Source organism: Rhizobium acaciae (assembly GCF_025941625.1).
GTDB lineage: Bacteria > Pseudomonadota > Alphaproteobacteria > Rhizobiales > Rhizobiaceae > Rhizobium > Rhizobium acaciae.
On the sequence record NZ_JAPCZO010000001.1, the window covers coordinates 420327 to 443377 of the forward strand.

The window sequence follows — 23051 nt, forward strand, 5'->3', positions numbered from 1 at the left end:
GCTGTGTTACCAGGCGGGTTTCTGCTAGAGCAAATGTGGAATTTCTGTAGGACGAAGCAATGAATATCGCAGCCAACATCGCCGATGGTTTGGAAACCGGCGAAGCCGACACCAGCGGCCATGCGCTGTTTGCCGATGCACCGCGCTCGGTCTCCTTCAACAAGCTGCGCAAGCGGCTGCTGCGGCAGGTGCGCCAGGCCTTCGACGATTTCGACATGCTGAAGGGCCAGAAGCGCTGGCTGGTCGGCCTTTCCGGCGGCAAGGATTCCTACGGGCTGTTGGCGCTGCTGCTCGATCTCAAATGGCGCGGCTTGCTGCCGGTCGAACTCATCGTCTGCAATCTCGACCAGGGCCAGCCGAACTTTCCGAAACACGTTCTGCCGGATTATCTTACCAAGATCGGCGTCCGCCACCGGATCGAGTATCGCGACACCTATTCGATCGTGAAGGAGAAGGTGCCTGAAGGCGCCACCTATTGTTCGCTCTGTTCGCGGCTGCGGCGCGGCAATCTCTACCGTGTCGCGCGAGAAGAGGGTTGCGATGCGCTGGTGCTCGGCCATCACCGCGAGGACATTCTCGAAACCTTCTTCATGAATTTCTTCCATGGCGGCCGGCTCGCCTCGATGCCGGCCAAGCTTCTGAACGACGAGGGCGACCTGATGGTGCTGCGGCCGCTCGCCTATGCCGCCGAAGACGACCTCGCGAAATTCGCCGCCGCCATGCAATTTCCGATCATCCCCTGCGATCTCTGCGGCTCGCAGGACGGGCTGCAGCGCAATGCGATGAAGGATATGCTTGCCGATATCGAGCGGCGGATGCCGGGACGCAAGGATACGATGCTGCGGGCGCTTTCGCATGTGAACCCGTCGCATCTGCTCGACCCGAAACTCTTCGACTTTTCCACCCTTGGTGTCACCGATCCTTCATGAATGGCCGACTAAGCAGGCTGGCTATTGCATCAAGGACAGGATTTCGCATGACTATTTCAGATCAGGATATTCTCTTTCTCGGCGATTGCGTCCGGGAGGCGGCCCGCGCCGAGATCATGCCGCGTTTCCGCAATCTCGGCGCTGCCGATGTTTCGGAAAAGACTTCGGCAATCGATCTGGTGACGCAGGCTGACCTGCTTGCCGAACACCGGATCACCGCGGCGCTGAGAGAGCGCTTTCCCGCAGCACTCGTCGTCGGCGAGGAGGCTTATGACGCCGACCGGTCCGTCGTGCCGGCACTTGCCGATGCCGATCTCGCCTTCGTCATCGATCCTGTCGACGGGACGTTCAATTTCGCCGCCGGGCTTCCTGTGTTCGGGACCATGTTGGCGGTGACCGTCAAGGGCGAGACGGTCGCCGGCATCATTCACGATCCCGTTCTCGGCGACACGGTGACCGCGATCAAAGGGACGGGCACCTTCCTGACGCGCCAGGACGGGCAATCGACAAAGCTGCAGGTGGCGGAGCCTGCCAGCCTGAACCAGATGGTTGGCGGCATGTCGTGGGGTCATATGGACGAGCCGGACCGTTCGCGTATCTGCGCCAACATGGCGAAGATCCGGATGACTTTCGCATTCAACTGCTCGGCCTACGAATACTGGATGGTCGCCTCCGGCAAGCTGCATTTCATCGGCCATACGAAACTGATGCCTTGGGATCACCTGGCCGGCGTGCTTGCGCATCAGGAGGCCGGCGGCCATACGGCGAAATTCGACGGCACGCCCTATCGCCCCGGCGAGACGACGGGTGGCATCATCTCCGCGCCCGACAAGGAGAGCTGGCAGCTCATCCGGCGCGAGATCGTCGGCGTCTGATTCAAGCTTCTCCTGAGAGACCTAAGCGTGAGGATTTGACATGACTTCGACTGTTGACGTGACCGTTCTGGCCGATCTGCTGCGCCGCGCGGCGAAGGCGGAGATCCTGCCGCGATTTCGCCGGCTCGGCCAGCACGACGTGCGCGCCAAGAGCGAGGCGACCGATCTCGTCACCGAGGCCGATGAGCAGGCCGAGCGGATGATCAAGGCGGAAGTCGCGCAACTCTGGCCGGGCGCGCTGTTCCTCGGCGAAGAATCGGTCGCGGCCGATCCTGATCTGCTCGGCAGCCTCGAACATGCCGATCTCGCGATCGTCGTCGATCCGGTCGACGGCACGTTCAATTTTGCCTCCGGCATTCCGGCCTTCGGGGTCATGGCGTCCGTCATCTCCGGCGGCGAGACGGTTGCCGGTATCATCTACGATCCTATGGGCGACGACTGGGTGATGGCGGAAAAGGGCGGCGGCGCCTGGCTGCGGCGGCCGGATGGCGGCGCCGAGCGGCTCTCGGTCGCAGCGCCCGTCGGGCTGGAGCATATGGTCGGCATGGCCTCGACCGGCTACCTGCCGAAGGAGAAGCGCGCCGAAGTGCTCGGCAATCTCGCAAAGGTTCGCTTCCTCACCAATTACCGCTGTGCCGCCCACGAATACCGCACCTTTGCCGGCGGCCATGTGCATTACCTCATGTACAACAAGCTGATGCCCTGGGATCACCTTGCCGGTACGCTGATCTCGCAGGAGGCCGGCGCCTATGCGGCGCGCTTCGACGGCTCGGCCTACCTGCCGCATCATCTCGATGGCGGGCTGCTGATTGCGCCCGACAAGACCTCGTGGGACGTGCTGCGGCGTGAGGTTTTTACGGTCTGAACAACCGCTCGACCTGCCGCATATTACTGGTAGAGCTTTTCCATGAGAAAGTTTTCCAGGCCTTGCCCACGCTTCTCAACGATTTGCTTCGTTATGACGCGGAAGCCTTTGCGCTCAAAAAACGGTCGGGCCGTTCGGCTGGCTTCGGTATAGATTCGGCTAAACCCCAGTTTCAGGGCTTCGTCTTCGACACTGCCCAATAGCCGGCTTGCTATTCCAAGCCCTTGATACTCGGGGTGCACAAACATCATGTCCAGGCACCCGCCGCCGGTCAGATCAGAAAACCCGACAGGCTGCCCGTCAAATTCTACGATCCAGGCAGGTCTGCTTATCCTTCGCTCTGCCCATAGAGCGCGATCTTCCACCTTTGCTCAAGCCTGGATCTCAGCGGGTGAGTAGTCTTTCGACGCGACCTCTCGAATGGCGCGTAGAAAAATTTCAATCGTCGCGTCCACGTCGCCTGACGCGTAAGGCCTGATCAGAATTCGGTCGTCCATCGAGGGTGCCTTTCCCGCACTGCCGCACCAATTCGATGGATTGAACCATCGCTCAAATCACTGCAGTGCTCACGCTATAGAATCTCAAGAATATGTTCCCATGCGAGTCGTCCCAATTTGGCGTCGGCCTCGTCACTTCCACCATGAGCGCGCAGTGATGATCGGGGAGTCGTTTCGCCCGGCAGCAGAATGCGATGGCCCGCATCGTCTCCCAACACAAGCTGGGTGGACAAACCAAAACCTGCGCGTCTCCGAACAAGTGATGCGGCAAATTCGTCTGATGGCCAGAGCGCGTCATCGCATCCTGCTACGAGCAGAATTTCGGCATTCGTTCTCTCCAAAGGGATAGCCGCTGCGTTGATCTCAGACTCGTGCACCTGAAGGCATCGTTCGAACAGGCCCCGATAGGCGACCAGCTCGTCTCTGTATTCTCGCACCCATTCTGGGTCCGACGAAACAAAGGGAAGCGGTGTGCCTCGCAATGTCCACGACGAGCGTTCCGGCCAGCTGATGCCATCAAGCCCTGGACCAATATTTCCCCAGACGACCGACGAAGGGCTCATCGCGACGACCGCGCTGACGCGCGGATCGTATACCGCTGTGAGTAGGGCAGCTTCGGCGCCTTTCGATGTTCCCACCAGGACGATGCGTTTACAGCCGAGCCCCACCAGGTAGTCCGTGGCAGAGAAAAACGTTTCCAGCGGCACTTCGCAAATGCCTGGCACCTGGCCTTCGCCGCCGAACCAGCGAAGCGCTATGACCGTTGCCCCCTGGCTCGCAAACAACCTGGCGCGGGCCACATCGACCCGGCCGCTGGAGCCGCCGAATACCACAACGCCAGTGCCGGTATCTGGTTTGACTTGAAATATCTCACCCTGCAATGGCGGGGGGAGACGTTGATATTCTGCATCCAAAACCAGGCTCCTTCTTCCAGGGGGCATCAAGATTTAGGAACGTGCCGAGTTTGCAATCTAATGCAATGCCGCCGGGGACCAACCGCTCCGGCAGACTTCCCATTTCAGAAGTGGGCCGCACCCGGATCGAGTTGCGGGCTGTCGCCGGGATGGGTGAACAGCTTGCCGTTTTCCGCCCAGAGGGTGGCTGCGATCGTCACCGCGCCGAAAAGCGCGAATCCGCCGAAGAGCGGCTGCACCGTGCCGTTGAACATCTGGCCGACCAGGCCGCCAAGGATAGCGCCGGCCGTCGTCGAGACGAAGCCGGTGATGGCGGTCGCCGTGCCGGCGAGATTACCCATTGGCTCGAGGCTGATCGCGGTGAAATTGGTGGCGATCAGGGCAAACATCATCAGCACGATGGTGAAGATGCCGTAGGCGATGGCGAAGTCCGGCTTGCCGGCCAGCGAGTAGAAAAAGCCGACGGCCGACAGGGCCGTGAAGATCAACAAGGCGGCGTGCGAGATACGGCGCATGCCGAATTTGCGGACGAAGAAGCCGTTGGCGAAATTGGCGACGGCGATGCCGCCGGCGGTGGCCGCAAAGGCGATCGGCAGCCAGTCGCCAAGGCCGTAGACCTCGCCGAAGACCTGTTGCACCGAGATCACATAGGCGCTGATGACGCCGGTGAACATGGTGAGGCCGATCATGTAGCCGCAGGTGATGCGGTTGGTGAGCACGGTCTTGAAGCCATCCACGACAGAGGCGACCGACAGTGGCAGCCGCTCTTCCGGCGGCAGCGATTCCTTCAGCCGCAGGAGAGCCCAGACGAACAGAATGGTGGCGATGATGCCGAGCAGGATGAAGATCCAGTGCCAGTTGGCATAGAGGATGATGAGTTGGCCGACGGATGGGGCAACGATCGGCACGATCATGAAGACGATCATCACATAGGACATGACACGGGCCATTTCGCGGCCACCGAAGCAGTCGCGCACCATGGCCATGGTGGTGATACGCACCGCCGCACCGCCAATACCCTGGACAAAACGCATGACGAGCAGCATTTCAAAGCTGCCGGTCGCTGCGGCGGCAAACATTCCGACAATATAGCAGGCCAAGCCGCCGAGCAGGATGTTGCGGCGGCCGAACGTATCCGAAAGGCTGCCGAAGAAGATCTGCGAGACGCCGAACCCTAAGAAGAACACGCCGATGATCAGCTGCGCGTCGTTGGTATTGGTGACGCCGAGGGAATGGCCGATATTGGGCAATGCCGGCAGCATGCTGTCGATCGCCATAGCAACGCTGGCGGTCATAATGGCGATGGTAACGACGAATTCGCCAAAGCCCATGCCGATGCGGCGGGAGCCCTGGTTTTCCTGGTGCGGTTTATGCGGCGGCGTCATGTGGTGAAATCCCGGATGCGAATGAGGCCCGCCGTTTAGACGGCTGGGTTCTGCGATTGGAAGAGTCGGCCCTTCTCGGCGATGAGCACGAAGACGAGCCCGATGATCGACACGACGAAATAACCGGCGACCATCGGCAGCGCAGTGCCGTCGAAGGCCTGGCCGATGCCGGCGCCGATGATGGCGCCGCCGACCGTGCTCATGAATCCGAGGACGGAGGAAGCGGTGCCGGCGACGTGGCCGAGCGGCTCCATCGCGAGCGAATTGAAGTTCGAGCCGATCCAGCCGAATTGGAACATGGAAAGGCCGAAGAAGGAGATGAACAGAGCGAAGGGCATCGGCTCGGTGCTGGCCATCTGGACGATCAGCCAGATGGTGTTGATGGCGATGAAGCCGATGAGCGAACCATGCGACAGGCGGCGCATGCCGAGCTTGCCGACGAAGCGCGAATTGAAGAAGGACGACAGCGACATGAAGATTGCCACGCCGGCAAAGGCAAAGGGGAAATAGACGCCGAGATCGTAAATGCCGACATAGACCTGCTGGGCCGAATTGATGAAGCCGAACAGCGCGCCGAAGATGAAGGTGCTGGCAATGGTGTAGCAGAGCGCAACGCGATTGGTCAGCACCAGCTTGAAGGCGCCGAAGATCGAGCGGGCGGTGAAGGGCCTGACATTGGCGGGATGCAGGGTTTCCGGCAGGCGCAGATAGGCCCAGACGGCGATTGCAGTCGCCATGGTGGCGATGAAGAGGAAGATCAGGTGCCAGTTGCCGAAGAACATGACAATCTGGCCGGTGCCGGGCGCAATCACCGGCACGATCATGAAGACCATCATGATCAGCGACATGACTTCGGCCATCTGCCGTCCGCCATAGATATCGCGGACGATGGAGATGGTGATGACGCGGGTGGCCGCCGAGCCGATGCCCTGGACGAAGCGCAGCACCAGCAGGCCGGCGAAGGAGGGGACGAAGAGGATGCCGATGGCCGAAACGATATAGACGACAAGGCCGAACAACAGCGGCGTGCGGCGGCCGAAGCGATCGGAAAGTGGTCCGTAGAAAAGCTGGGCGCAGCCGAAGCCGAGCAGATAGGAGGAGACGACGAATTGCCGGTGGTTCTCGCTCTCGACGCCGAGGCTCGCGCCGATCTGCTGCAAGGCCGGGAGCATGATATCGATCGCCAGCGAGTTGATGGCCATCAGGAAGGCTGCGAGCGCGATGAATTCTCGCTTGCCCATGGGCAGGCGGCCCGCGGACACGGCTTGTGAAGAATCTGTCACAATGAAATTCCCATAAACAGGTCAAGGCGCTGCTGGCCGCAGCGCCTCGAACTCAAGAAACAGATTTGGAAACCGGGCGGACGTCCGGTGACCGGTCAGGAGGCGGCGCGCACCGCGATGCCATTTTCCTGGAGATGCTGCTGCAGTTCACCAGCCTGGAACATTTCCCGGACGATGTCGCAACCGCCGACGAACTCGCCCTTTACGTAGAGCTGCGGGATCGTCGGCCAGTTGGAATATTCCTTGATGCCCTGGCGGATTTCCGAATCGGCGAGCACGTTGACGCCCTTGTAGTCGACACCGATGTAATCGAGAATCTGCACGACCTGCCCGGAGAAACCGCACTGCGGAAACTGCGGCGTGCCCTTCATGAAAAGGACGACGTCGTTGCTCTTGATTTCGTTGTCGATGAATTCGTGAATGCCGCTCATGGGACCTAATCCTTTCAACAGGCGGGTTAAAGGCCCACCGTTTCAATCGTTGCCTTTAGATAGCATGCGACAGCAGGAATTCCAGCCGCCCGAACCAAAAAAATACCAATTGGGGCAGGCCGTTGAAGAGGCTGTTGCCGTCGCGCTACTGCACATCAAAGTGCGACAGCGTCCTTTGCACGTCTTAAAAGACGCACGGCGCTGCAGCGGAGCAGAATTCATCGGAAACCCGCTCATATTTTCATCGTGTATTAGCTGCGTCGCTGACGGCTGCGGCCGGCGGCGGTGCGGCGCTTGCTGACCTGTTTGCGGGCGGGCTTGGGCTTGGCCGAGGTCGCCTTGCGCGCAGCCGCCGTTGTTGCGGCGGGGCGTGTCTTACGCCTCCTGCGCTTCGTCGTGACGCGGCCGGTGGTTTTCTTCAGGATCTCCTTCAGCACACTGTCGACGACACCTGATATCAATTCTTTGACTAGGTCGGCCACAAAACCCCTCCGTTCGTGATGGAAACGACATGGCTGCTATTGAATTCCGGAAGAGTTCGGTTAGCAAGACGGCTTCGTGACCCTAGCTGCTTTTTGCCCATATCAGTGGCGCAGCCGGATCGCATCAACATGCCGGCTATTCGCCCGGCCGGAAGAGTGGAATGAAACTGATCGAGAAGCGGGTCGTCCTGCATTTCCCGGGCTTCGAGCCGCTTGACGGCATTGCCCACAGGGCGCGCTACGAACGTTCGGCCAGGCAAAGTGCCGCCGTCTGGGGCTATTCGATTGAGACGGGGCCAGTGGATGCGAAGAGCGATCCGGTCAGTTTCGAGGTCAGGACAGCTGAGAGAGTAGCGGCGCCCGAGGCAGGGACCGTTTCCCCCGGCTGGCAGACGAAAAGTCGGATCCATATGGTCGATCACGATACACTGGTGCGCAAGCTGCGTGCCGGCAACACGCTGAGCCAGATCATTGCGGGCTTCCGAAGCTGCGCCGAGGTCATGCTGGAAGGCGGGATTCGGGGATATTTCCGCCACGCCTGGCGCTTCGGCCTGTTCTTCGTCTTCCCGTTCCTGCTGACGGCGCTGGCGATCGCGCTGACCGCGCAGATCGTCATCCTGCCCTATGCTGTCGGCTTTTCGCCGTGGCACATGCTCTGGAGCGGGGCGCTGGCGCTCTGTTTCTTCATCTTCGCCTTCCTGCCGTTTTCCGAACGCTTCCATACGCTGCATCTCTTTGCCGATTGGGAAATGGCCGTGGCGCTCGGTCGTATGGACCGGGCTGACTTCAACGGCTGGCTGGAAGACCAGGCCATGGCCGTGCGCAAGGCGCTTGAGGAAGAGGCGGACGAATATGTGATCTCCTCGCACAGCATGGGATCGAGCGTCGCCGCCCATGTCATCGGCATATTGCTGGAAAAGGAGCCGGAGATCTTCAAGGGTAAGCGCGTGGTATTTGCCACCCTCGGCAGCGCCATCCTGCAATGTGCGCTCATGTCATCGGCAACACTGCTTCGCACCCGCGTCGGGCTGATCGCCCGCTGTCCCGAAATTTCCTGGCTCGATGTGCAGTGCCTGACGGATTCGATCAATTTCTACAAGGTGCCGGTCGTTGCCGTTTCCGGCCATGCGGATGCGCCTCAAGCGAAGATGATCCTGATCCGCGTCAAGCAGATGCTGACGCGCGAGCACTATCGCAAGATCCGCAAGGACCAGCTGCGCGTCCACCGGCAATATGTGCTTGGGCCGGACCTCAGGGCGTCGTTTGATTTCACGCTGATGACCGCGGGACCGATGCCGGCCTCGGTCTTTGCCGATCCCGACGAAAAGAGAATGCCCGGCTGAGGGCCGGGCATCGTCATCCGGATTGCGTCTGGCTCTATTCCGGCGCGGAGGTCTGCAGGGCCAGAGCGTGCAGCACGCCGCCCATATTGCCCTTCAGCGCCTCGTAGACCATCTGGTGCTGTTGTACGCGGCTCTTGCCGCGAAAGGCTTCGGCGACGACTTCGGCGGCGTAGTGATCGCCGTCGCCCGCCAGATCGCGGATTGTCACTTTGGCACCGGGAATCCCAGCCTTGATCATGTCTTCGATATCGCCGGGTTTCATGGCCATGATCGTTACTCCTTGCGCATCATTCCGCAGCGGCAAGTTCGCCGCGGCCTTCCATGAAATCAGGGAACCATGATTCATGGGCATCGCGCAATTGCTGAATCGGCAGCGAGATGAGATCGCCGACGACGAGCGCCGTTCCTCCGACCGTGCCGAGACGGCGGAAGGGAACGCCGCCGCCTTCCGCATTGACGCAGACAAAATCGGCGACATCGGCAGGCAAGGTCAGGACGTAGCGCGCCTGATCCTCGCCGAAGAGCAGCGCATGCGGTTCACCCTTGCCTTCGCTCAGATCGATCGTCAGGCCTTTGCCCGAGGCCATCGCCATTTCGGCGAGCGCCACGGCAAGGCCACCGGAGGAAATGTCGTGGCAGGCGGTCGCCTGGCCGTTGCGGATGACGGAGCGGACGAAATCGCCATTGCGTCTTTCAGCGAACAGATCCACTTCAGGAGCCGGACCTTCGCTGCTGGAAAGCACGTCGCGGAGATAGACGGACTGGCCGAGATGGCTGCCGTCGACGCCGATCATGATCACCTTATCGCCATCGTTGGCGCTGCCGATGCGGGCCATCTTGCTCCAATCCGGCAGCAAGCCGACGCCTGCGATCGTCGGGGTCGGCAGGATGGCGACGCCGTTGGTCTCGTTGTAAAGCGAAACGTTGCCGGAGACGATCGGGAAATCCAACGCGCGGCAGGCCTCGCCGATGCCCTTCACCGCCTGAACGAACTGGCCCATGATCTCGGGCTTTTCGGGATTGCCGAAGTTCAGATTGTCGGTGGCGGCGAGCGGCTCGGCGCCTGTCGCGGTGATGTTGCGCCAGCATTCGGCGACCGCTTGCTTGCCGCCTTCGAAGGGATCCGCCTCGACATAACGCGGAGTGACGTCGGAGGAAAAGGCAAGCGCCTTCAAGGGATGGCCGTCGACACGGACCACGCCGGCATCGCCGCCCGGAAGCTGCAGCGAATTGCCCTGGATCAGCGTATCATATTGCTCATAGACCCAGCGGCGGCTCGATTGGTTGGCGGAGCCGACGAGTTGCAGCAGCGCTTGGCCGTAATCCTCGGGTGCTGCGACGAGATTGGCGGGCAGGGGGGCGTGCTTGCCGGATTCGCGCCAGGGGCGATCATATTCCGGCGCCTGGTCGCCGAGATCCTTGATCGGCAGGTTGGCGACTTCTTCACCCTGGTGCATGACGCGGAAGCGCAGATCGTCGGTCGTCCAGCCGACGATGGCAAAGTCGAGGCCCCACTTGACGAAGATCGCCTTGGCTTCCTCTTCCTTCTCCGGCTGCAGCACCATGAGCATGCGCTCCTGGCTTTCCGATAGCATCATTTCGTAGGCGGTCATTCTCTCTTCGCGCACCGGCACCTTGTCGAGCTCGAGCAGGATGCCGAGATCGCCCTTGGCGCCCATTTCGACGGCAGAGCAGGTGAGGCCGGCGGCACCCATATCCTGGATGGCGATAACTGCGCCGGTCTGCATCAGCTCGAGGCAGGCTTCCAGCAGGCACTTTTCAGTGAAGGGGTCGCCGACCTGCACGGTCGGGCGCTTCTCCTCGATCGATTCGTCGAATTCGGCCGAGGCCATCGTCGCGCCGCCGACGCCGTCGCGACCGGTCTTGGCGCCGAGATAGACCACGGGCAAGCCGACGCCCTTGGCTTCGGAGAGGAAGATGGCGTTGGATTTCGCAATGCCGGCGGCAAAGGCGTTGACCAGGATGTTGCCGTTGTAGCGGGCGTCGAACTCGACCTCACCGCCGACCGTCGGCACGCCGAAGGAATTGCCGTAGCCGCCGACGCCGGAAACGACGCCGGAGACGAGGTGGCGGGTCTTCGGGTGATCCGGTTCGCCGAAGCGCAGCGCGTTCATCGCAGCGATCGGGCGCGCACCCATGGTGAAGACGTCACGTAGGATGCCGCCGACGCCGGTCGCAGCACCCTGATAAGGCTCGATATAGGAGGGGTGGTTGTGGCTCTCCATCTTGAAGACGACGCAATCGCCATCATCGATGTCGACCACGCCGGCATTTTCGCCCGGGCCCTGGATGACGCGCGGCCCCTTGGTCGGCAGCGTGCGCAGCCACTTCTTCGAGGATTTGTAGGAGCAGTGCTCGTTCCACATGGCCGAGAAGATGCCGAGCTCGGTGAAAGTCGGTTCGCGGCCGATCAGATCCAGAATGCGCTGGTACTCGTCCGGCTTCAGGCCATGGCTCGCGATGAGTTCCGGCGTGATCGGGATGGTGTTTGGAATGGTCATGAGCTCTCGGAAGTCCCTGCCTTAGAGCAATCCAGCAAAAGTGCGCAGCGGTTTTGCGTCCGGAATTGCGTGAAAAGAAAGAGATAGAACATCTCCGTGATTCGAAGAAAAACGGAGATGCTCTAGCGCGTTTTCCGCTCTTTAACCTATGTAGGGACGGCGCGCGACAGGAAAATGCCCGCCGTCAACAGCGGGCCGGCGACTTGTTCCAAAAGCGGTCGCTGCCTAGAATTTGCAGCCGATCTGCAGACCGGCGCGTGTTATGCCGTCGTTCGGCCCATCGCACAGATTGGCATGCGAGGAATGGGCGATCTGGGCGATGACGTTCCAGTGCGCGTTGAAACGATAGCCCGGGCCCAGATCTTCGTGGAAGAGGACGCGACAGCCGAGTTCCGGGCCCGTGATCATCGCCCTCGAGATCGCCGGTATGAATGACGCCGCCGAAGCCGGCTTCGGCAAAAAGATTCTCGTTGAAATCGACCGTCCAGGTGAAGCCGGTGAAGAACTGGGTGGCCTCGCCTGACGTGCCGATCGAGAGGCAACATGGAGGCTGAGTCGGTAAAGCGCTCCGAATAGGCGTCAGCGTTTTTCCGGTTTAGGGCGTGTATCTGCAACACGTCATATTTCGCCATCATAGGCGGAGCCGCCATTTTCCAGCAGACGGCGCAGGATCATCAGGCCCGAGATCAGTTCCTGCCCCGTCTTCGGCGATGAAAAACCGATGCGAACGCGATGATAGGGTCTCTCCCCGCGCGCCGCCTTGAATTCGTCCTCGTCGTCGACGAGCACACCGTCGCGGAAGGCGGCATTCTTGAAGGTGCCCGACATCCAGGGTTCCGGCAGTTTCAGCCAGAGGAAGGGCGCGTGTATGTGCGATTCGAAATCGAAGCCCTGCAACTGTTCGCGGGCGAGCCGGACGCGCCGGGAGAGTTCCTCGACACTTGCCTTGCGAATCTCGTGCGCCATGCCGCTTTCGACGAGGCGCGCACAGGTCTCCGCCAGGATGAACGGCAGGCCGCCGGTGATCATCCTGTGCGTCACCTTGATGCGCTGGGCAAAATGCGGCGGGCAGGCGACCCAGCCGCCGCGCACGCCGGCGGCGACCGATTTCGACAGGCCGTTGACGAGGAAGGTGCGATCGGGCGCAATGGAGGCCAGCAGCGGCGTATCGTCGTCTGCCATGCCGCCGTAGAGGTCGTCTTCGATCAGCCAGACACTGTGTTTCCTGGCGATTGCGGCGATGGCCGCGCGCCGCTCATAGGGCATGATTGCCAGCGTCGGGTTGTGAACGGTCGGCATCAGGAAGGCGATCTTCGGATGTTGCTGCTGACAGAGCCGCTCGAAATCCTCGGGGATCACGCCGAGCTCATCGGAATCGACCGTCAGCGTGCGGCGGCCGAGCAGGCGGGCGCTGCGGCTGACCTGGGTATAGGTGAGATCCTCGAAGACGATCTTGTCGCCCGGCGCCGAGACGGCGGCGATGACTGATATTGCTGCCGCATGGGCGCCGAGCGTCGGCACGATGTTTTCGACCTCCGGCGTCCAGCCGCTGCGGGCAAGCCACAGGCGGCCGGCCTCGAACCAGTTGCGCGGGAAGCTCCGGGAATAGGAGGAGATTTCCGAGAGGTGCTGCTCGCCGATCTCAGCGAGGATGCCAGCGATGATCTTGCCCTGGCCGAGATCGGGAGCGGCTGTCGTGTCGAAGCGGATCTTGTTGGCAGGCGCATCCTGGATGCGGGTGCCGCCGAGCGAGACGGTCAGCGGATCGATCTGCTCGCCGGGCGGCGTCTCGGAGCGGTTCAGCACATAGGTGCCGCGCCCGACTTCGCCGGCGACCAGGCCGCGCTCATGCACCAGCGCATAGGCGCGGCCGATCGTGCCGATCGTCACGCCGATGTCGTAGGCAAGGTTGCGCTGTGGCGGCAACTTGCTGCCGGCGGGCAGGGCGCCGCTTGATATGGCGGATTCGATGCTGTCGGCGAGCCGGAGATAGACCGGCCCGGAACCGCGGGAAATATCGGGAAGCCAATTTGTCATGGTGACAATTGTATATATTGGCACATTGTACCCGTCAAGCGTATGAGTCAATTCCAATGGCAAACCGAGAGGATTCCTGGAATGTCTGCCTTGCCTGAAATCAAAATGCCGATTGTACCGATTGTCTCTTGCGATGACAGGAGACAAATCATCCTCCCCGACGCGCCCGCAGAGGTGACGACGCATTTGGAGCGAATCTGGGCCGCCATTCTTCTCTGGCATCAAAAGCGGGAAGGCCGGCGCGCGCTGAGAGGCCTGACTGCGACCGAACTCAAGGATATCGGTGTGTCGCAGTCCGATGCCGCGCGCGAAGTCGGCAAGTCGTTTTTCTGGGACTGATCATGCTTTCGGGCTGCCGCATCATTCCTTAAATCGGAAGCGATTTCAGGAGCATATCCAGCATTCAAAGAGTTACAGCGCCCTTCGCGCGTCTGAAAAGACGCGTGGCGCTGTCATCGCCGCGATCAGCTGCAGGCCTTGTTGCCGCCGGACCAGCGATTGACGTCTGTGGTGATGCGGCCGGCGACCGGTTCCTGCATCATCGGACCGAAGGCCTGCAGGCGGGACGGGCTTCCCTCGGCTTGAACGACGAGCAGCGGCCGGCTTTCCGGGCTGCCCTTATGGACGAGCAGGATGCGCGGACGGCCGGAGAAGGAATTGAGCTCCGGCGCGAGCTTATAGGCTGCAAAGGCCGGATCGCCCGATTTGAACCAGCAGGCACTGGCGCCGAGGGCCACGCGTTCCATCGTCGGCAGTGCGGCGCGGTTCGGGCCTGTCGGCGCCGGCGTCTGGCAGGCTGCCACCATGGCTGCCAGAGCGGTCAAGAGGGCGGCGTTTGCGACGGAGAGGCGAGGGCGCATCGATTGCTCCAGATCCGAACAGAAGGATTTTCGTGTGCCGAGGTTCAGGCGGCGATGACGTCGAGCGCCGAGGCGAAGAGGCCGCGGCCGTCCGAACCGCCATGGGCGGCCTCGATCAGGTTCTCGGGATGCGGCATCATGCCGAGCACGTTGCCCTTTTCGTTCATGACGGCGGCAATATCATTGATCGAGCCGTTCGGGTTGGTGCCTTCGGCATAACGGAACACCACCTGACCATTGCCTTCGATCGCAGCCAGCGTCGCATCGTCGGCGAAATAATTGCCGTCATGATGGGCGACAGGGCAGCGAATGACCTGGCCCTGCGCATAGGCGCGGGTGAAATCCGTCTCGGCATTGACGACTTCGAGCTTAATCTCGCGGCAGACGAATTTCAGCGAGGAATTGCGCATCAGCGCGCCGGGCAACAGGCCGGCCTCGACGAGGATCTGGAAGCCGTTGCAGACGCCGAGGACTTTCACGCCCTTTGAAGCCTTGTCGATGATCGCCTGCATGACCGGCATGCGGGCTGCGATCGCGCCGCAACGCAGATAATCGCCATAAGAAAAGCCGCCGGGGATGACGATCAGATCGACATCGGGGATCTCGGTTTCCGTCTGCCAGATCGTCACCGGTGGCTGGCCGGAGATCTTGGTCAAGGCGGCGATCATGTCGCGGTCGCGGTTGAGGCCCGGAAGTTGAACGACGGCTGATTTCATGGGGTCCCTGCGTTTCGCGAAAGATATTGAACTGGAACGCTTTCGGCGAGCCATACTCCATTGTCGGAGACAAAGAAAGAATGCCCCTCGGAAAACATGCGGGCCGCGTCCACACGCAGGATGATATGTTCACCCTTGCGGCGCGCTGCGACAATTTTCGCCGTTTCGACATCCACCGACAGATGAACGTGGTGCCGCTGCATCTTCTTCAAGCCTTCGCGCTCGATCGACTGCCAGTTCGTCAGAGACGTGCCGTGAAAAAGAGCGGCGGGCGGTTCGACCTGGTTCAATGCGAGATCGATGTCGACGCTATGACCTTGGTTTGCGCGAATTCTGTTATCGGTAAGCGTGAAGCGCTTCTTTGGATTGTTTTCGACAATCTCGATGATCTCTGCGCGGGAAACGTCGTATTTCGACGCCAACGCTTTTTCGAGCTCATCGAACGACACCCAACCCTCGCTATCAAGCGTCAACCCCGCAGCATCAGGCGCATGACGCAAAACATAGCTCATATATTTCGAGACTTCCGTCTCCAGCCTTGCTTTCATCATGACGCCAAATCCTCAAAGTCCGCCAGACGACGGGTCTGTGATCATCAGTCGATCGCGATTGCGTAGTTCTCGATCACCGTATTGGCGAGCAGTTTTTCGCACATGGCCTTGAGGTCGGCCTCAGCCTTGCTCTTGTCGGCGCCTTCCAGCTCCAGGTCGAAGACCTTGCCCTGTCTTACATGGCCGACGCCCGAGAAGCCGAGGGCACCAAGCGCACCCTCGATTGCCTTGCCCTGCGGATCGAGAACGCCGTTTTTCAGCGTGACGGTGACACGAGCCTTGATCACTTTGTCTTTCCTGCCTTACTTGACGAGAACCGGGCCGGTGCCGCGCACAGGCTCGTTTTCATTGATGATGCCGAGACGGCGCGCAACTTCGGAATAGGCTTCGAGCAACCCGCCAAGGTCACGGCGGAAGCGGTCCTTGTCCATCTTCTCATGGGTTTCGATATCCCAGAGCCGGCAGCTGTCCGGCGAGATCTCGTCGGCGAGGATGATGCGCATCATATCGCCTTCGAAGAGACGGCCGCATTCGATCTTGAAATCGACGAGCTGGATGCCGACACCGAGGAAGAGGCCGGTCATGAAGTCGTTGACGCGGATGGCAAGCGCCATGATGTCATCGAGTTCGGCGGGGTTTGCCCAGCCGAAGGCAGTGATGTGCTCTTCCGAGACCATCGGATCGTCGAGCGCGTCGGACTTGTAATAGAATTCGATGATCGAGCGCGGCAGCACGACGCCTTCGTCGATGCCGAGGCGCTTGGCGAGAGAACCGGCCGCGACATTGCGCACGACGATCTCCAGCGGGATCATCTCCACTTCCTTGATCAACTGCTCGCGCATGTTGAGCCGGCGGATGAAATGAGTGGGAATGCCGATCTTGTTCAGATGGCTGAAGATATATTCGCAGATGCGGTTGTTAAGGACGCCCTTGCCATCGATGACTTCGTGTTTCTTCTTGTTGAAGGCAGTGGCATCGTCCTTGAAGAACTGGATCAAAGTGCCCGGTTCCGGGCCCTCATACAGAATCTTTGCCTTGCCCTCGTAGATACGGCGGCGACGGTTCATCGTGGTCATTCTCTGTTGTTGGCGCTCTTGGGATAGCGCGAGTGGATCGATCTCGTGGCGTCCCCTTAAAGGAAAAGAGATGGTTTCACAATCCGCCTGTCGCTCCTTCCCCGGTTTCAAGATTCTGTGGCCCCGGTTTCCGGATTTCGCGGCCTTGGTTTCCAATTTTACGGAATACCACCAAGAGAATCGAATGAATTCGCAAGACGAGTTTAGCGCCTTTTCCTCTACGGTGGAATGAAGGCGAAATGGCGGGCCGCTTATGCAGGTTTTTATTTGGCGGCTCTGCTTGGCAGCGCACGGCGAAGCTGCGCCTGCAAGGCGCGAGCGGCGATTTGCCCGTGGCGCCAACTTCCGGCGCGGATGAAGGAGGGGATCTGCATGGCCGGCATCGGCCGGGCGAGCGCGTAGCCCTGCAGCGTGTCACAGTCGAGTTCTTCGAGAATGCGGATATGCTCCGCCGTCTCGACGCCCTCGGCGATGACGAGGATGTTCAGCGAGCGGCCGATATCGATAATCGAGCCGACGAGTTTGCGCTGCTCGGCCGATTGCGGCAGCATGCGGATCAGCTCGCGGTCGATCTTCAGCGTCTTCGGGCTCAGGCGCAGCAGGCTGACGATCGAGGCATGGCCGGTGCCGAAATCGTCGATCTGGATGTCGATGCCGAGCTTGCGCAGCTTTTTCAGGTTGGCGGCCACCGCCTCGTCGCAATCGTCGAGCGAGATCGATTCCAGCAGCTCGAAGGAGAACGTGCCGGGCTCGATCTTCAAGGCGCGGAGCTTCTTGCCGAGATCGGGATCGCCGAGCCGTCTGGCGGAGACGTTGACCGATATCTTCGGGATCGGTAGCCCGTCCTTCAGCCACACCTTCCGGTCGGCAATGGCGCGCTCCAGGATCAGGGCGTCGATGGTCGAGACGACGTCGAGATCCTCGGCGATGTCGAGGAAGCGGTCGGGCGTCAGCAGCCCGTGCACCGGGTGCTGCCAGCGGGCAAGTGTTTCGACGCCTACGACATCGAGCGTGCGGGCATCGAACTGCAACTGATAGAAGGGCACGAATTCATTGCGTTCGAGGCCGATCAGGATCTCGTCGGCAAGGTGCTTGGCGGAGATGATGTCGCGGCGGGCAGAAGCCGAGAAGAATTCGAAGCGGTTGCGGCCCAGGCCCTTGGCACGGTAGAGGGCGATATCGGCGTCGAGCAGCATCTGCTTGGCGTCGAGCTTCGGTCCGCTGTCGATGGCGATGCCGATGCTGGCGCCGAAACGGCAATCGTGCCCCTCATATCTGACGGGTTTGCGCAATTCGCGGATGACACGTTCGGCAAGGCTGGCGATCTTCTTCGATGCGGGATCGACAATGCAGAGGATGACGAATTCGTCGCCGCCGATGCGGGCCACGAAATCGACGGCGCGGACGGACGTTCTCAGCACGCTTGCGGCATGCTGCAGCATGGCGTCGCCGGCCCGGTGGCCGAGCGTGTCGTTGATCTGCTTGAAGCGGTCGAGATCGATATGCAGGATCGCCAGAGCCAGGCCCTTGGCCCGGCATTCAGCCGCACGCTCGTCCAGCATCTTGTCGAGATAGCGGCGGTTCGGCAGGCCGGTGAGGTAATCGTGCAGCGCCAGGTGCTCGATGCTCTCCTTGGCGGCTTCGAGCTCGCGGTTGCGCGCCTCGGCCAGATCCTTGGCGCGGCGCAGCTCGTTGCGCAGCGCGACTTCCTCGGTGACGTCCCAGTTGGCGCCGATCAGCTTGCGGTGGCCGTTGCCGTCGATGAAGAAGGCCGAGCGGGCGCGGATGACGCGCTCGGCGCCGTCGCCGCGGATGATGCGGTATTCCTGCTGGAAATCACTGCCACTCTCAACGCTACGGTCGGACAAGCCAAGCACGCGCTCGCGGTCGTCGGGATGCAGGCTTTTCGCCCAGACGTCGCCGCCGATCTGACGCGAGGCACCCTGCAACCCGTAAATGGCGATGAGGCGGTCGTCCCATTCGACGGTATCATGCTCGATATCGGCCTCGAAGACGCCGATGCGGGAAACCTCCAGTGCCAGATCGAGCCGGCGCGACAAACGCGACAGCGTCTCCTCGGCTTCCTTGCGGGCGGTGATATCCGTATCCGTGCCGATGATGCGCGTCGGCACGCCGTTCTCGTCCCATTCGACGCAGGCGCCGCGACACTCGATCCACACCCAGTGGCCGTCCTTGTGGCGCTCGCGATATTCGAAGACCTGGTAATTTGGATCGCCGGCGTTCTGCCGGTCGATTGCATGAACGACGAAATCGCGATCGTCGGGATGAACGAGCTGCAGCCAGGCCTCGTAATCGCCGTCGGCTTCCTCGTCGGGGGCCATGCCGCGGATGGTTTTCCACGTCGGCGAGTAATATTTCCGGTCGAGACGGTAGTTGTGATCCCATACGCCGAGACCAGAGCCGACGAGCGCATAATTCCAGCGGCTCTCCCGCTCGGCCAGATCGGAATCGTCGGTTGCCCCATTGCCGATGCCTGCCTCAACCGCTGCGGCATCGCCATGCGGATCACCGGCCTCTGTATGGGCTTTCTTCACGGGCATTCTCGCTTATGTCACCTCGGCGCAGTCTGCTGTCATTCCATTAAGAAAGACTTAGAAAGCACCTGCTCAACAAGCGAGGCGGCGTCTTTTCCGCAATCAGGCGGAGAGCCGGCCGAGGAACTGGGCAAAGACCATGGTGCCTTCGGGCCAGGGGCCGTGACCGGAATCGGCATTGATATGACCGGCCTCGCCGGCATCGACGAGGAAGGAGCCCCAGCTGCCGGCGATATCATCGGCATGTTCGTAGCTGCCGAACGGATCATTGCGGCTGGCCACCGTGATCGACGGGAAGGGCAGCGGATCGCGCGGATAGGGGCCGAAGGTCATCAGGTGCTTCGGGCGGATGTCGGGATTGGCGACATCGGGCGGGGCGACGAGGAAAGCGCCGGCCACCCGGTTGCGGAAATGCGGGATGGCGTGGATCACCGAGGGCACGCCCAGCGAATGGGCGACGAGAACGACCGGGCGGGTCGAGGCGTTCACCTCCTCGGCGATGCAGGCGATCCAGTCCTCGCGGACCGGCTTCGTCCATTCGGCCTGTTCGACGCGCCGCGCCGTGCTGAGCTTTGCCTCCCAGCGGCTCTGCCAGTGGCTCGGGCCGGAATTGGTGTAACCGGGGATGATGAGGATATCTGCGTCTGAGGCTTTCATGATGCCGCCGATGTGAGAAAGCTGGTCCAAGATGTCAAGAGGGGGAGGTCAAGGGAGGGAGCGACAGGGGCCTTGAAAGTTGCTATATTCCTCCAGTGCCGGTTGCGGAATTCGTATCGGCTTGCCCGCCGATGCTGTCCGCCGCCGATCAGGTCTCGGCTGAGGAGGAGAAAGCCATGGCGGCATTTCACGTCATGACGGGTGCAAGCGAAAGCTTAGCGCGGCCCGTTGTCAATCGCATCGGTATCGCCGACGTCTTCGACGCGCTGAAGCGCGGATACGACGATTTCATGGAGAAACCGTCCCACTATGTGTTCCTGTGCCTGATGTACCCGATCGCCGGCGTTTTTCTGACGCTGTGGACCTCGGGCGCCAACCTTTTGCCGATGGTCTTCCCGCTGATGGCGGGTTTCGTGCTGATCGGCCCGATCGCAGCGATTGGCCTCTATGAGATCAGCCGCCGGCGCGAGGCCGGCCTCGACGCGTCCTGGACGCATGCGCTCGATGTGCGCCATTCGCCGGCACTGCCGTCGATTGTGGCGGTCGGCTTGATGCTCTGCGGCCTCTTCGTCGTCTGGCTGGTGACGGCGCAGACGCTCTATAGCAACCTCCTGGGCGAGGTCTTTCCGCGCAGCATGGGGGATTTCTTCCGCCAAGTCTTCGGCACGTCAGAGGGCATGCAGTTGATCATCTGGGGCAATCTCATCGGCTTCGTCTTTGCGCTCGTCGTCCTGGCGATAACCGTCATCACCTTTCCGCTGCTGCTCGACCGCGATGTCGGCGCGGTAGCCGCCGTCACGGCGTCAATCCGCGCGACGATTCTCAATCCGGTGCCGGTGCTGCTCTGGGGCCTGATCGTTGCCGCGCTGCTCGTCATCGGCACGATCCCGGTCTTTGCCGGGCTTGCGCTCGTCATCCCGATCCTCGGCCATGCGACCTGGCATCTCTATCGCAAGCTGATTGCGCGGGAAGTCACAGCATAACCACGGTCTCGCCTGCGGGGGAATCCCGGAGATCCCTTGGGGGAAATCTAGGATCCCCGGGGGAATCTGAGATCCCTGGGGGAATCTGGGATACCCCCGGGAACCTCGATCCTGCCTCGGAGTTTGTTTAGCCGAGAGCATGATGTCATCGACATCATGCTCCGGAGACGTTGAGGGAGGATTAGTGAGGTGACGATGAAGCATCTGTTCGCCCGCTTCGCAACAAGGGTATCGGAATGGGCGGGCAAACCCGTCATCTTCATCCTGGCGCTGATCGCCGTCGTCATCTGGGCGGCACTCGGCCCCTTCTTCGATTATTCGGAAACCTGGCAGCTGGTGATCAATACCGGTACGACGATCGTCACTTTCCTGATGGTTTTCGTGCTGCAGAACGCCCAGACGCGCGACACGCGGGCGATCCAGGCTAAGCTCAACGAAATCATCCTGACCAGCCATGCCGAAAACCGTTTCATCGGTATCGAGAATCTCGACGAGGAAGAGCTGAAACGTCTCGACGAGCTGGTCGCCAAGGCCGCAAAGGGCAGGGGCGAGACGGAGGCTTGCAGGACATCGGAGTCAACCGAAGCAGCAAATGCGGCACCGTCGAAAAAGGCGGAGGCACGCAAGCGTCCTGTGGCTGCCAAAGCGCCGAAGCAAAAACAACGGCCGATTCAGAAAAGTCAGATATGAAAACGGCGCCTGCAAGGGCGCCGCCATATCGTTGATCCCGAACCGCTCACGCGTTGCCAAACACACGCCGGAAGATCGTGTCGACGTGTTTGGTGTGGTAGCCGAGGTCGAATTTTTCGCGGATGTCTTCCTCCGAAAGCGCCGCACGGACTTCAGCGTCGGCGAGCAGTTCTTCCAGGAAGTCCTTGCCCTGTTCCCAGACCTTCATGGCGTTGCGCTGGACGAGGCGGTAAGCATCCTCGCGGGAGGTGCCGGCTTGGGTCAGTGCCAGCAGGACGCGCTGCGAATGGACGAGGCCGCGGAACTTGTTGAGGTTCTTTTCCATGTTCTCGGGGTAGACCAGCAGCTTTTCGATGACGCCGGCCAGCCGCGACAGGGCGAAATCCAGCGTCACGGTGGCATCGGGGCCGATCATGCGCTCGACCGAGGAGTGGGAGATATCGCGCTCGTGCCAGAGGGCGACGTTTTCCATCGCCGGCATGGCATAGGAGCGGACCATGCGGGCAAGGCCCGTCAGGTTTTCGGTCAGAACCGGGTTGCGCTTGTGCGGCATGGCCGAAGAGCCCTTCTGGCCAGGCGAGAAATATTCCTCGGCTTCCAGCACCTCGGTGCGCTGCAGGTGGCGGATCTCGGTTGCCAGCCGCTCGATCGACGAGGCGACGACGCCAAGCGTGGCGAAATACATGGCGTGGCGGTCGCGCGGGATGACCTGCGTCGAGACCGGCTCGGCCTTCAGGCCGAGGGCTTCTGCGACATGTTCCTCGACGCGCGGATCGATATTGGCGAAGGTGCCGACGGCCCCCGATATGGCGCAGGTCGCGACTTCCTCGCGGGCGGCGACGAGGCGCTGGCGGCAACGCTCGAATTCGGCATAGGCAAGCGCCAGCTTGACGCCGAAGGTGGTGGGCTCGGCGTGGATGCCGTGCGAACGGCCGATGGTGACGGTGTCCTTGTGTTCGAAGGCGCGACTTTTCAGCGCTTCGAGCAAGCGGTCGATATCGGCAAGCAGGATGTCGGTGGCTCGGACCAGCTGGACGTTGAAGCAGGTGTCGAGCACGTCGGACGAGGTCATGCCCTGGTGGACGAAGCGCGCATCCGGGCCGACGATCTCGGCGAGATGGGTGAGGAAGGCGATGACGTCATGCTTGGTGACGGCCTCGATCTCATCGATGCGGTCGACGTCGAAGGTGGCGGCGCCGCCTTTCTCCCAGATCGTCTTTGCCGCCGATTTCGGGATGACGCCGAGTTCGGCCAGCGCGTCGCAGGCATGCGCCTCGATCTCGAACCAGATGCGGAACTTGGTTTCGGGAGACCAGATGGCGACCATTTCGGGCCGGGAATAACGCGGGATCATGGGCGGCTGCCTTTCAAGAGGTTTGTTAGCGCCCCTGTAGCAAAGA

General features: G+C 61.3%; 23 protein-coding genes and 2 pseudogenes. 7 read left to right on the plus strand and 18 right to left on the minus strand.

Annotated features, from left to right (window positions below):
• The first annotated feature begins 59 nt into the window (after positions 1-59).
• The 3 genes from ttcA to OLZ32_RS02100 are packed head-to-tail and all read left to right on the plus strand — an operon-like array spanning position 60 to position 2669.
• Complete coding sequence (gene ttcA, locus OLZ32_RS02090) at positions 60-929, plus strand: tRNA 2-thiocytidine(32) synthetase TtcA (RefSeq protein ID WP_264395422.1); 870 nt, start codon at positions 60-62, stop codon at positions 927-929.
• Between the two features lie 47 nt (positions 930-976).
• On the plus strand, positions 977-1804 hold the full coding sequence (locus OLZ32_RS02095) for an inositol monophosphatase family protein (RefSeq protein WP_264395423.1): 828 nt from the start codon (positions 977-979) through the stop codon (positions 1802-1804).
• 40 nt (positions 1805-1844) lie between these two features.
• Entirely contained in the window at positions 1845-2669 is an 825-nt protein-coding gene (locus OLZ32_RS02100; RefSeq protein WP_264395424.1) for an inositol monophosphatase family protein, read from the plus strand.
• Between the two features lie 23 nt (positions 2670-2692).
• Here the strand turns inward: OLZ32_RS02100 and OLZ32_RS02105 are convergent.
• The 6 genes and pseudogenes from OLZ32_RS02105 to OLZ32_RS02130 form a co-directional block, all read right to left on the minus strand.
• Positions 2693-3166, minus strand: a pseudogene (locus OLZ32_RS02105) (GNAT family N-acetyltransferase).
• 74 nt (positions 3167-3240) lie between these two features.
• Positions 3241-4107, minus strand: a complete 867-nt coding sequence (locus OLZ32_RS02110; RefSeq protein ID WP_264395425.1) for an alpha/beta hydrolase — start codon at positions 4105-4107, stop codon at positions 3241-3243.
• A gap of 77 nt (positions 4108-4184) precedes the next feature.
• The gene (locus OLZ32_RS02115) at positions 4185-5465 is read right to left on the minus strand and encodes a multidrug effflux MFS transporter (RefSeq protein WP_011652161.1); all 1281 of its coding nucleotides are present in this window, start codon (positions 5463-5465) and stop codon (positions 4185-4187) included.
• Between the two features lie 35 nt (positions 5466-5500).
• Positions 5501-6706, minus strand: coding sequence for a multidrug effflux MFS transporter (locus tag OLZ32_RS02120; RefSeq protein WP_264395426.1), 1206 nt, complete (start codon positions 6704-6706; stop codon positions 5501-5503).
• A gap of 137 nt (positions 6707-6843) precedes the next feature.
• Positions 6844-7179 carry a Grx4 family monothiol glutaredoxin gene (gene grxD / locus OLZ32_RS02125; protein ID WP_018072268.1) on the minus strand — a complete coding sequence of 112 codons (336 nt, stop codon included), beginning with the start codon at positions 7177-7179 and terminating at the stop codon, positions 6844-6846.
• 251 nt (positions 7180-7430) lie between these two features.
• Positions 7431-7661 (minus strand): hypothetical protein, encoded by a 231-nt coding sequence (locus tag OLZ32_RS02130; RefSeq protein ID WP_264395427.1) that lies wholly within the window; start codon positions 7659-7661, stop codon positions 7431-7433.
• Between the two features lie 161 nt (positions 7662-7822).
• Here OLZ32_RS02130 and OLZ32_RS02135 point away from each other — a divergent pair, with 161 nt between their 5' ends.
• Positions 7823-9004, plus strand: coding sequence for a hypothetical protein (locus tag OLZ32_RS02135; protein WP_003540081.1), 1182 nt, complete (start codon positions 7823-7825; stop codon positions 9002-9004).
• A 34-nt stretch (positions 9005-9038) separates the two neighbouring features.
• Here the strand turns inward: OLZ32_RS02135 and OLZ32_RS02140 are convergent, their stop codons facing one another.
• From OLZ32_RS02140 to OLZ32_RS02155, 4 genes and pseudogenes are all read right to left on the minus strand, one after another.
• Positions 9039-9272 (minus strand): BolA/IbaG family iron-sulfur metabolism protein, encoded by a 234-nt coding sequence (locus tag OLZ32_RS02140; RefSeq protein ID WP_003540079.1) that lies wholly within the window; start codon positions 9270-9272, stop codon positions 9039-9041.
• Between the two features lie 19 nt (positions 9273-9291).
• A complete protein-coding gene (purL, locus tag OLZ32_RS02145; RefSeq protein ID WP_003540074.1) occupies positions 9292-11526 on the minus strand; it encodes a phosphoribosylformylglycinamidine synthase subunit PurL in 2235 nt (744 codons plus the stop codon).
• A gap of 225 nt (positions 11527-11751) precedes the next feature.
• Positions 11752-12061, minus strand: a pseudogene (locus OLZ32_RS02150) (acyloxyacyl hydrolase); the annotation flags it as partial.
• Positions 12062-12144: 83 nt separating this feature from the next.
• On the minus strand, positions 12145-13563 hold the full coding sequence (locus OLZ32_RS02155; RefSeq protein WP_026159901.1) for an aminotransferase-like domain-containing protein: 1419 nt from the start codon (positions 13561-13563) through the stop codon (positions 12145-12147).
• A gap of 81 nt (positions 13564-13644) precedes the next feature.
• On the opposite strand from OLZ32_RS02155, the gene OLZ32_RS02160 reads away from it, so the two are divergent.
• Positions 13645-13902: a DUF1127 domain-containing protein gene (locus tag OLZ32_RS02160; RefSeq protein WP_017988467.1), complete on the plus strand. Its 258-nt coding sequence runs from the start codon at positions 13645-13647 to the stop codon at positions 13900-13902.
• 125 nt (positions 13903-14027) lie between these two features.
• Here OLZ32_RS02160 and OLZ32_RS02165 read toward each other — a convergent pair whose 3' ends face one another.
• From OLZ32_RS02165 to OLZ32_RS02195, 7 genes are all read right to left on the minus strand, one after another.
• Entirely contained in the window at positions 14028-14423 is a 396-nt protein-coding gene (locus OLZ32_RS02165) for a hypothetical protein (protein WP_003540068.1), read from the minus strand.
• A 44-nt stretch (positions 14424-14467) separates the two neighbouring features.
• Positions 14468-15139: a phosphoribosylformylglycinamidine synthase subunit PurQ gene (purQ, locus tag OLZ32_RS02170; protein WP_003540067.1), complete on the minus strand. Its 672-nt coding sequence runs from the start codon at positions 15137-15139 to the stop codon at positions 14468-14470.
• Positions 15136-15690 (minus strand): RNA 2'-phosphotransferase, encoded by a 555-nt coding sequence (locus tag OLZ32_RS02175; protein WP_017988466.1) that lies wholly within the window; start codon positions 15688-15690, stop codon positions 15136-15138. Before OLZ32_RS02175 ends, purQ begins: the two co-directional genes overlap by 4 nt.
• A gap of 44 nt (positions 15691-15734) precedes the next feature.
• Positions 15735-15977 carry a phosphoribosylformylglycinamidine synthase subunit PurS gene (purS, locus tag OLZ32_RS02180; protein WP_003540064.1) on the minus strand — a complete coding sequence of 81 codons (243 nt, stop codon included), beginning with the start codon at positions 15975-15977 and terminating at the stop codon, positions 15735-15737.
• Between the two features lie 15 nt (positions 15978-15992).
• A complete protein-coding gene (gene purC / locus OLZ32_RS02185) occupies positions 15993-16757 on the minus strand; it encodes a phosphoribosylaminoimidazolesuccinocarboxamide synthase (protein WP_003540062.1) in 765 nt (254 codons plus the stop codon).
• Positions 16758-17029: 272 nt separating this feature from the next.
• Positions 17030-19327, minus strand: coding sequence for a bifunctional diguanylate cyclase/phosphodiesterase (locus OLZ32_RS02190; protein ID WP_264395428.1), 2298 nt, complete (start codon positions 19325-19327; stop codon positions 17030-17032).
• Positions 19328-19423: 96 nt separating this feature from the next.
• Positions 19424-19978: an RBBP9/YdeN family alpha/beta hydrolase gene (locus OLZ32_RS02195; RefSeq protein ID WP_264395429.1), complete on the minus strand. Its 555-nt coding sequence runs from the start codon at positions 19976-19978 to the stop codon at positions 19424-19426.
• A 176-nt stretch (positions 19979-20154) separates the two neighbouring features.
• On the opposite strand from OLZ32_RS02195, the gene OLZ32_RS02200 reads away from it, so the two are divergent.
• On the plus strand, positions 20155-20961 hold the full coding sequence (locus OLZ32_RS02200) for a DUF2189 domain-containing protein (RefSeq protein ID WP_003540054.1): 807 nt from the start codon (positions 20155-20157) through the stop codon (positions 20959-20961).
• A 195-nt stretch (positions 20962-21156) separates the two neighbouring features.
• Positions 21157-21651, plus strand: coding sequence for a low affinity iron permease family protein (locus tag OLZ32_RS02205; protein WP_264395763.1), 495 nt, complete (start codon positions 21157-21159; stop codon positions 21649-21651).
• Positions 21652-21697: 46 nt separating this feature from the next.
• Here the strand turns inward: OLZ32_RS02205 and purB are convergent, their stop codons facing one another.
• Positions 21698-23005 carry an adenylosuccinate lyase gene (gene purB / locus OLZ32_RS02210; protein ID WP_018072252.1) on the minus strand — a complete coding sequence of 436 codons (1308 nt, stop codon included), beginning with the start codon at positions 23003-23005 and terminating at the stop codon, positions 21698-21700.
• Positions 23006-23051 lie beyond the last annotated feature (46 nt).

Excerpts from the sequence above, each read along its gene's own strand:
- OLZ32_RS02175 (WP_017988466.1), bottom strand. The coding sequence starts at position 15,690 with ATGATGAAAGCAAGGCTGGAGACGGAAGTCTCGAAATATATGAGCTAT.
- purC (WP_003540062.1), bottom strand. The coding sequence starts at position 16,757 with ATGAACCGTCGCCGCCGTATCTACGAGGGCAAGGCAAAGATTCTGTAT.
- grxD (WP_018072268.1), bottom strand. The coding sequence starts at position 7,179 with ATGAGCGGCATTCACGAATTCATCGACAACGAAATCAAGAGCAACGAC.
- purL (WP_003540074.1), bottom strand. The coding sequence starts at position 11,526 with ATGACCATTCCAAACACCATCCCGATCACGCCGGAACTCATCGCGAGC.
- OLZ32_RS02165 (WP_003540068.1), bottom strand. The coding sequence starts at position 14,423 with ATGCGCCCTCGCCTCTCCGTCGCAAACGCCGCCCTCTTGACCGCTCTG.
- OLZ32_RS02195 (WP_264395429.1), bottom strand. The coding sequence starts at position 19,978 with ATGAAAGCCTCAGACGCAGATATCCTCATCATCCCCGGTTACACCAAT.
- purQ (WP_003540067.1), bottom strand. The coding sequence starts at position 15,139 with ATGAAATCAGCCGTCGTTCAACTTCCGGGCCTCAACCGCGACCGCGAC.
- OLZ32_RS02115 (WP_011652161.1), bottom strand. The coding sequence starts at position 5,465 with ATGACGCCGCCGCATAAACCGCACCAGGAAAACCAGGGCTCCCGCCGC.
- OLZ32_RS02135 (WP_003540081.1), top strand. The coding sequence starts at position 7,823 with ATGAAACTGATCGAGAAGCGGGTCGTCCTGCATTTCCCGGGCTTCGAG.
- OLZ32_RS02200 (WP_003540054.1), top strand. The coding sequence starts at position 20,155 with ATGGCGGCATTTCACGTCATGACGGGTGCAAGCGAAAGCTTAGCGCGG.
- OLZ32_RS02095 (WP_264395423.1), top strand. The coding sequence starts at position 977 with ATGACTATTTCAGATCAGGATATTCTCTTTCTCGGCGATTGCGTCCGG.
- OLZ32_RS02160 (WP_017988467.1), top strand. The coding sequence starts at position 13,645 with ATGTCTGCCTTGCCTGAAATCAAAATGCCGATTGTACCGATTGTCTCT.
- ttcA (WP_264395422.1), top strand. The coding sequence starts at position 60 with ATGAATATCGCAGCCAACATCGCCGATGGTTTGGAAACCGGCGAAGCC.
- OLZ32_RS02155 (WP_026159901.1), bottom strand. The coding sequence starts at position 13,563 with ATGACAAATTGGCTTCCCGATATTTCCCGCGGTTCCGGGCCGGTCTAT.
- OLZ32_RS02110 (WP_264395425.1), bottom strand. The coding sequence starts at position 4,107 with ATGCCCCCTGGAAGAAGGAGCCTGGTTTTGGATGCAGAATATCAACGT.
- OLZ32_RS02100 (WP_264395424.1), top strand. The coding sequence starts at position 1,845 with ATGACTTCGACTGTTGACGTGACCGTTCTGGCCGATCTGCTGCGCCGC.
- OLZ32_RS02190 (WP_264395428.1), bottom strand. The coding sequence starts at position 19,327 with ATGCCCGTGAAGAAAGCCCATACAGAGGCCGGTGATCCGCATGGCGAT.
- OLZ32_RS02205 (WP_264395763.1), top strand. The coding sequence starts at position 21,157 with ATGAAGCATCTGTTCGCCCGCTTCGCAACAAGGGTATCGGAATGGGCG.
- purB (WP_018072252.1), bottom strand. The coding sequence starts at position 23,005 with ATGATCCCGCGTTATTCCCGGCCCGAAATGGTCGCCATCTGGTCTCCC.
- OLZ32_RS02140 (WP_003540079.1), bottom strand. The coding sequence starts at position 9,272 with ATGGCCATGAAACCCGGCGATATCGAAGACATGATCAAGGCTGGGATT.
- OLZ32_RS02120 (WP_264395426.1), bottom strand. The coding sequence starts at position 6,706 with ATGGGCAAGCGAGAATTCATCGCGCTCGCAGCCTTCCTGATGGCCATC.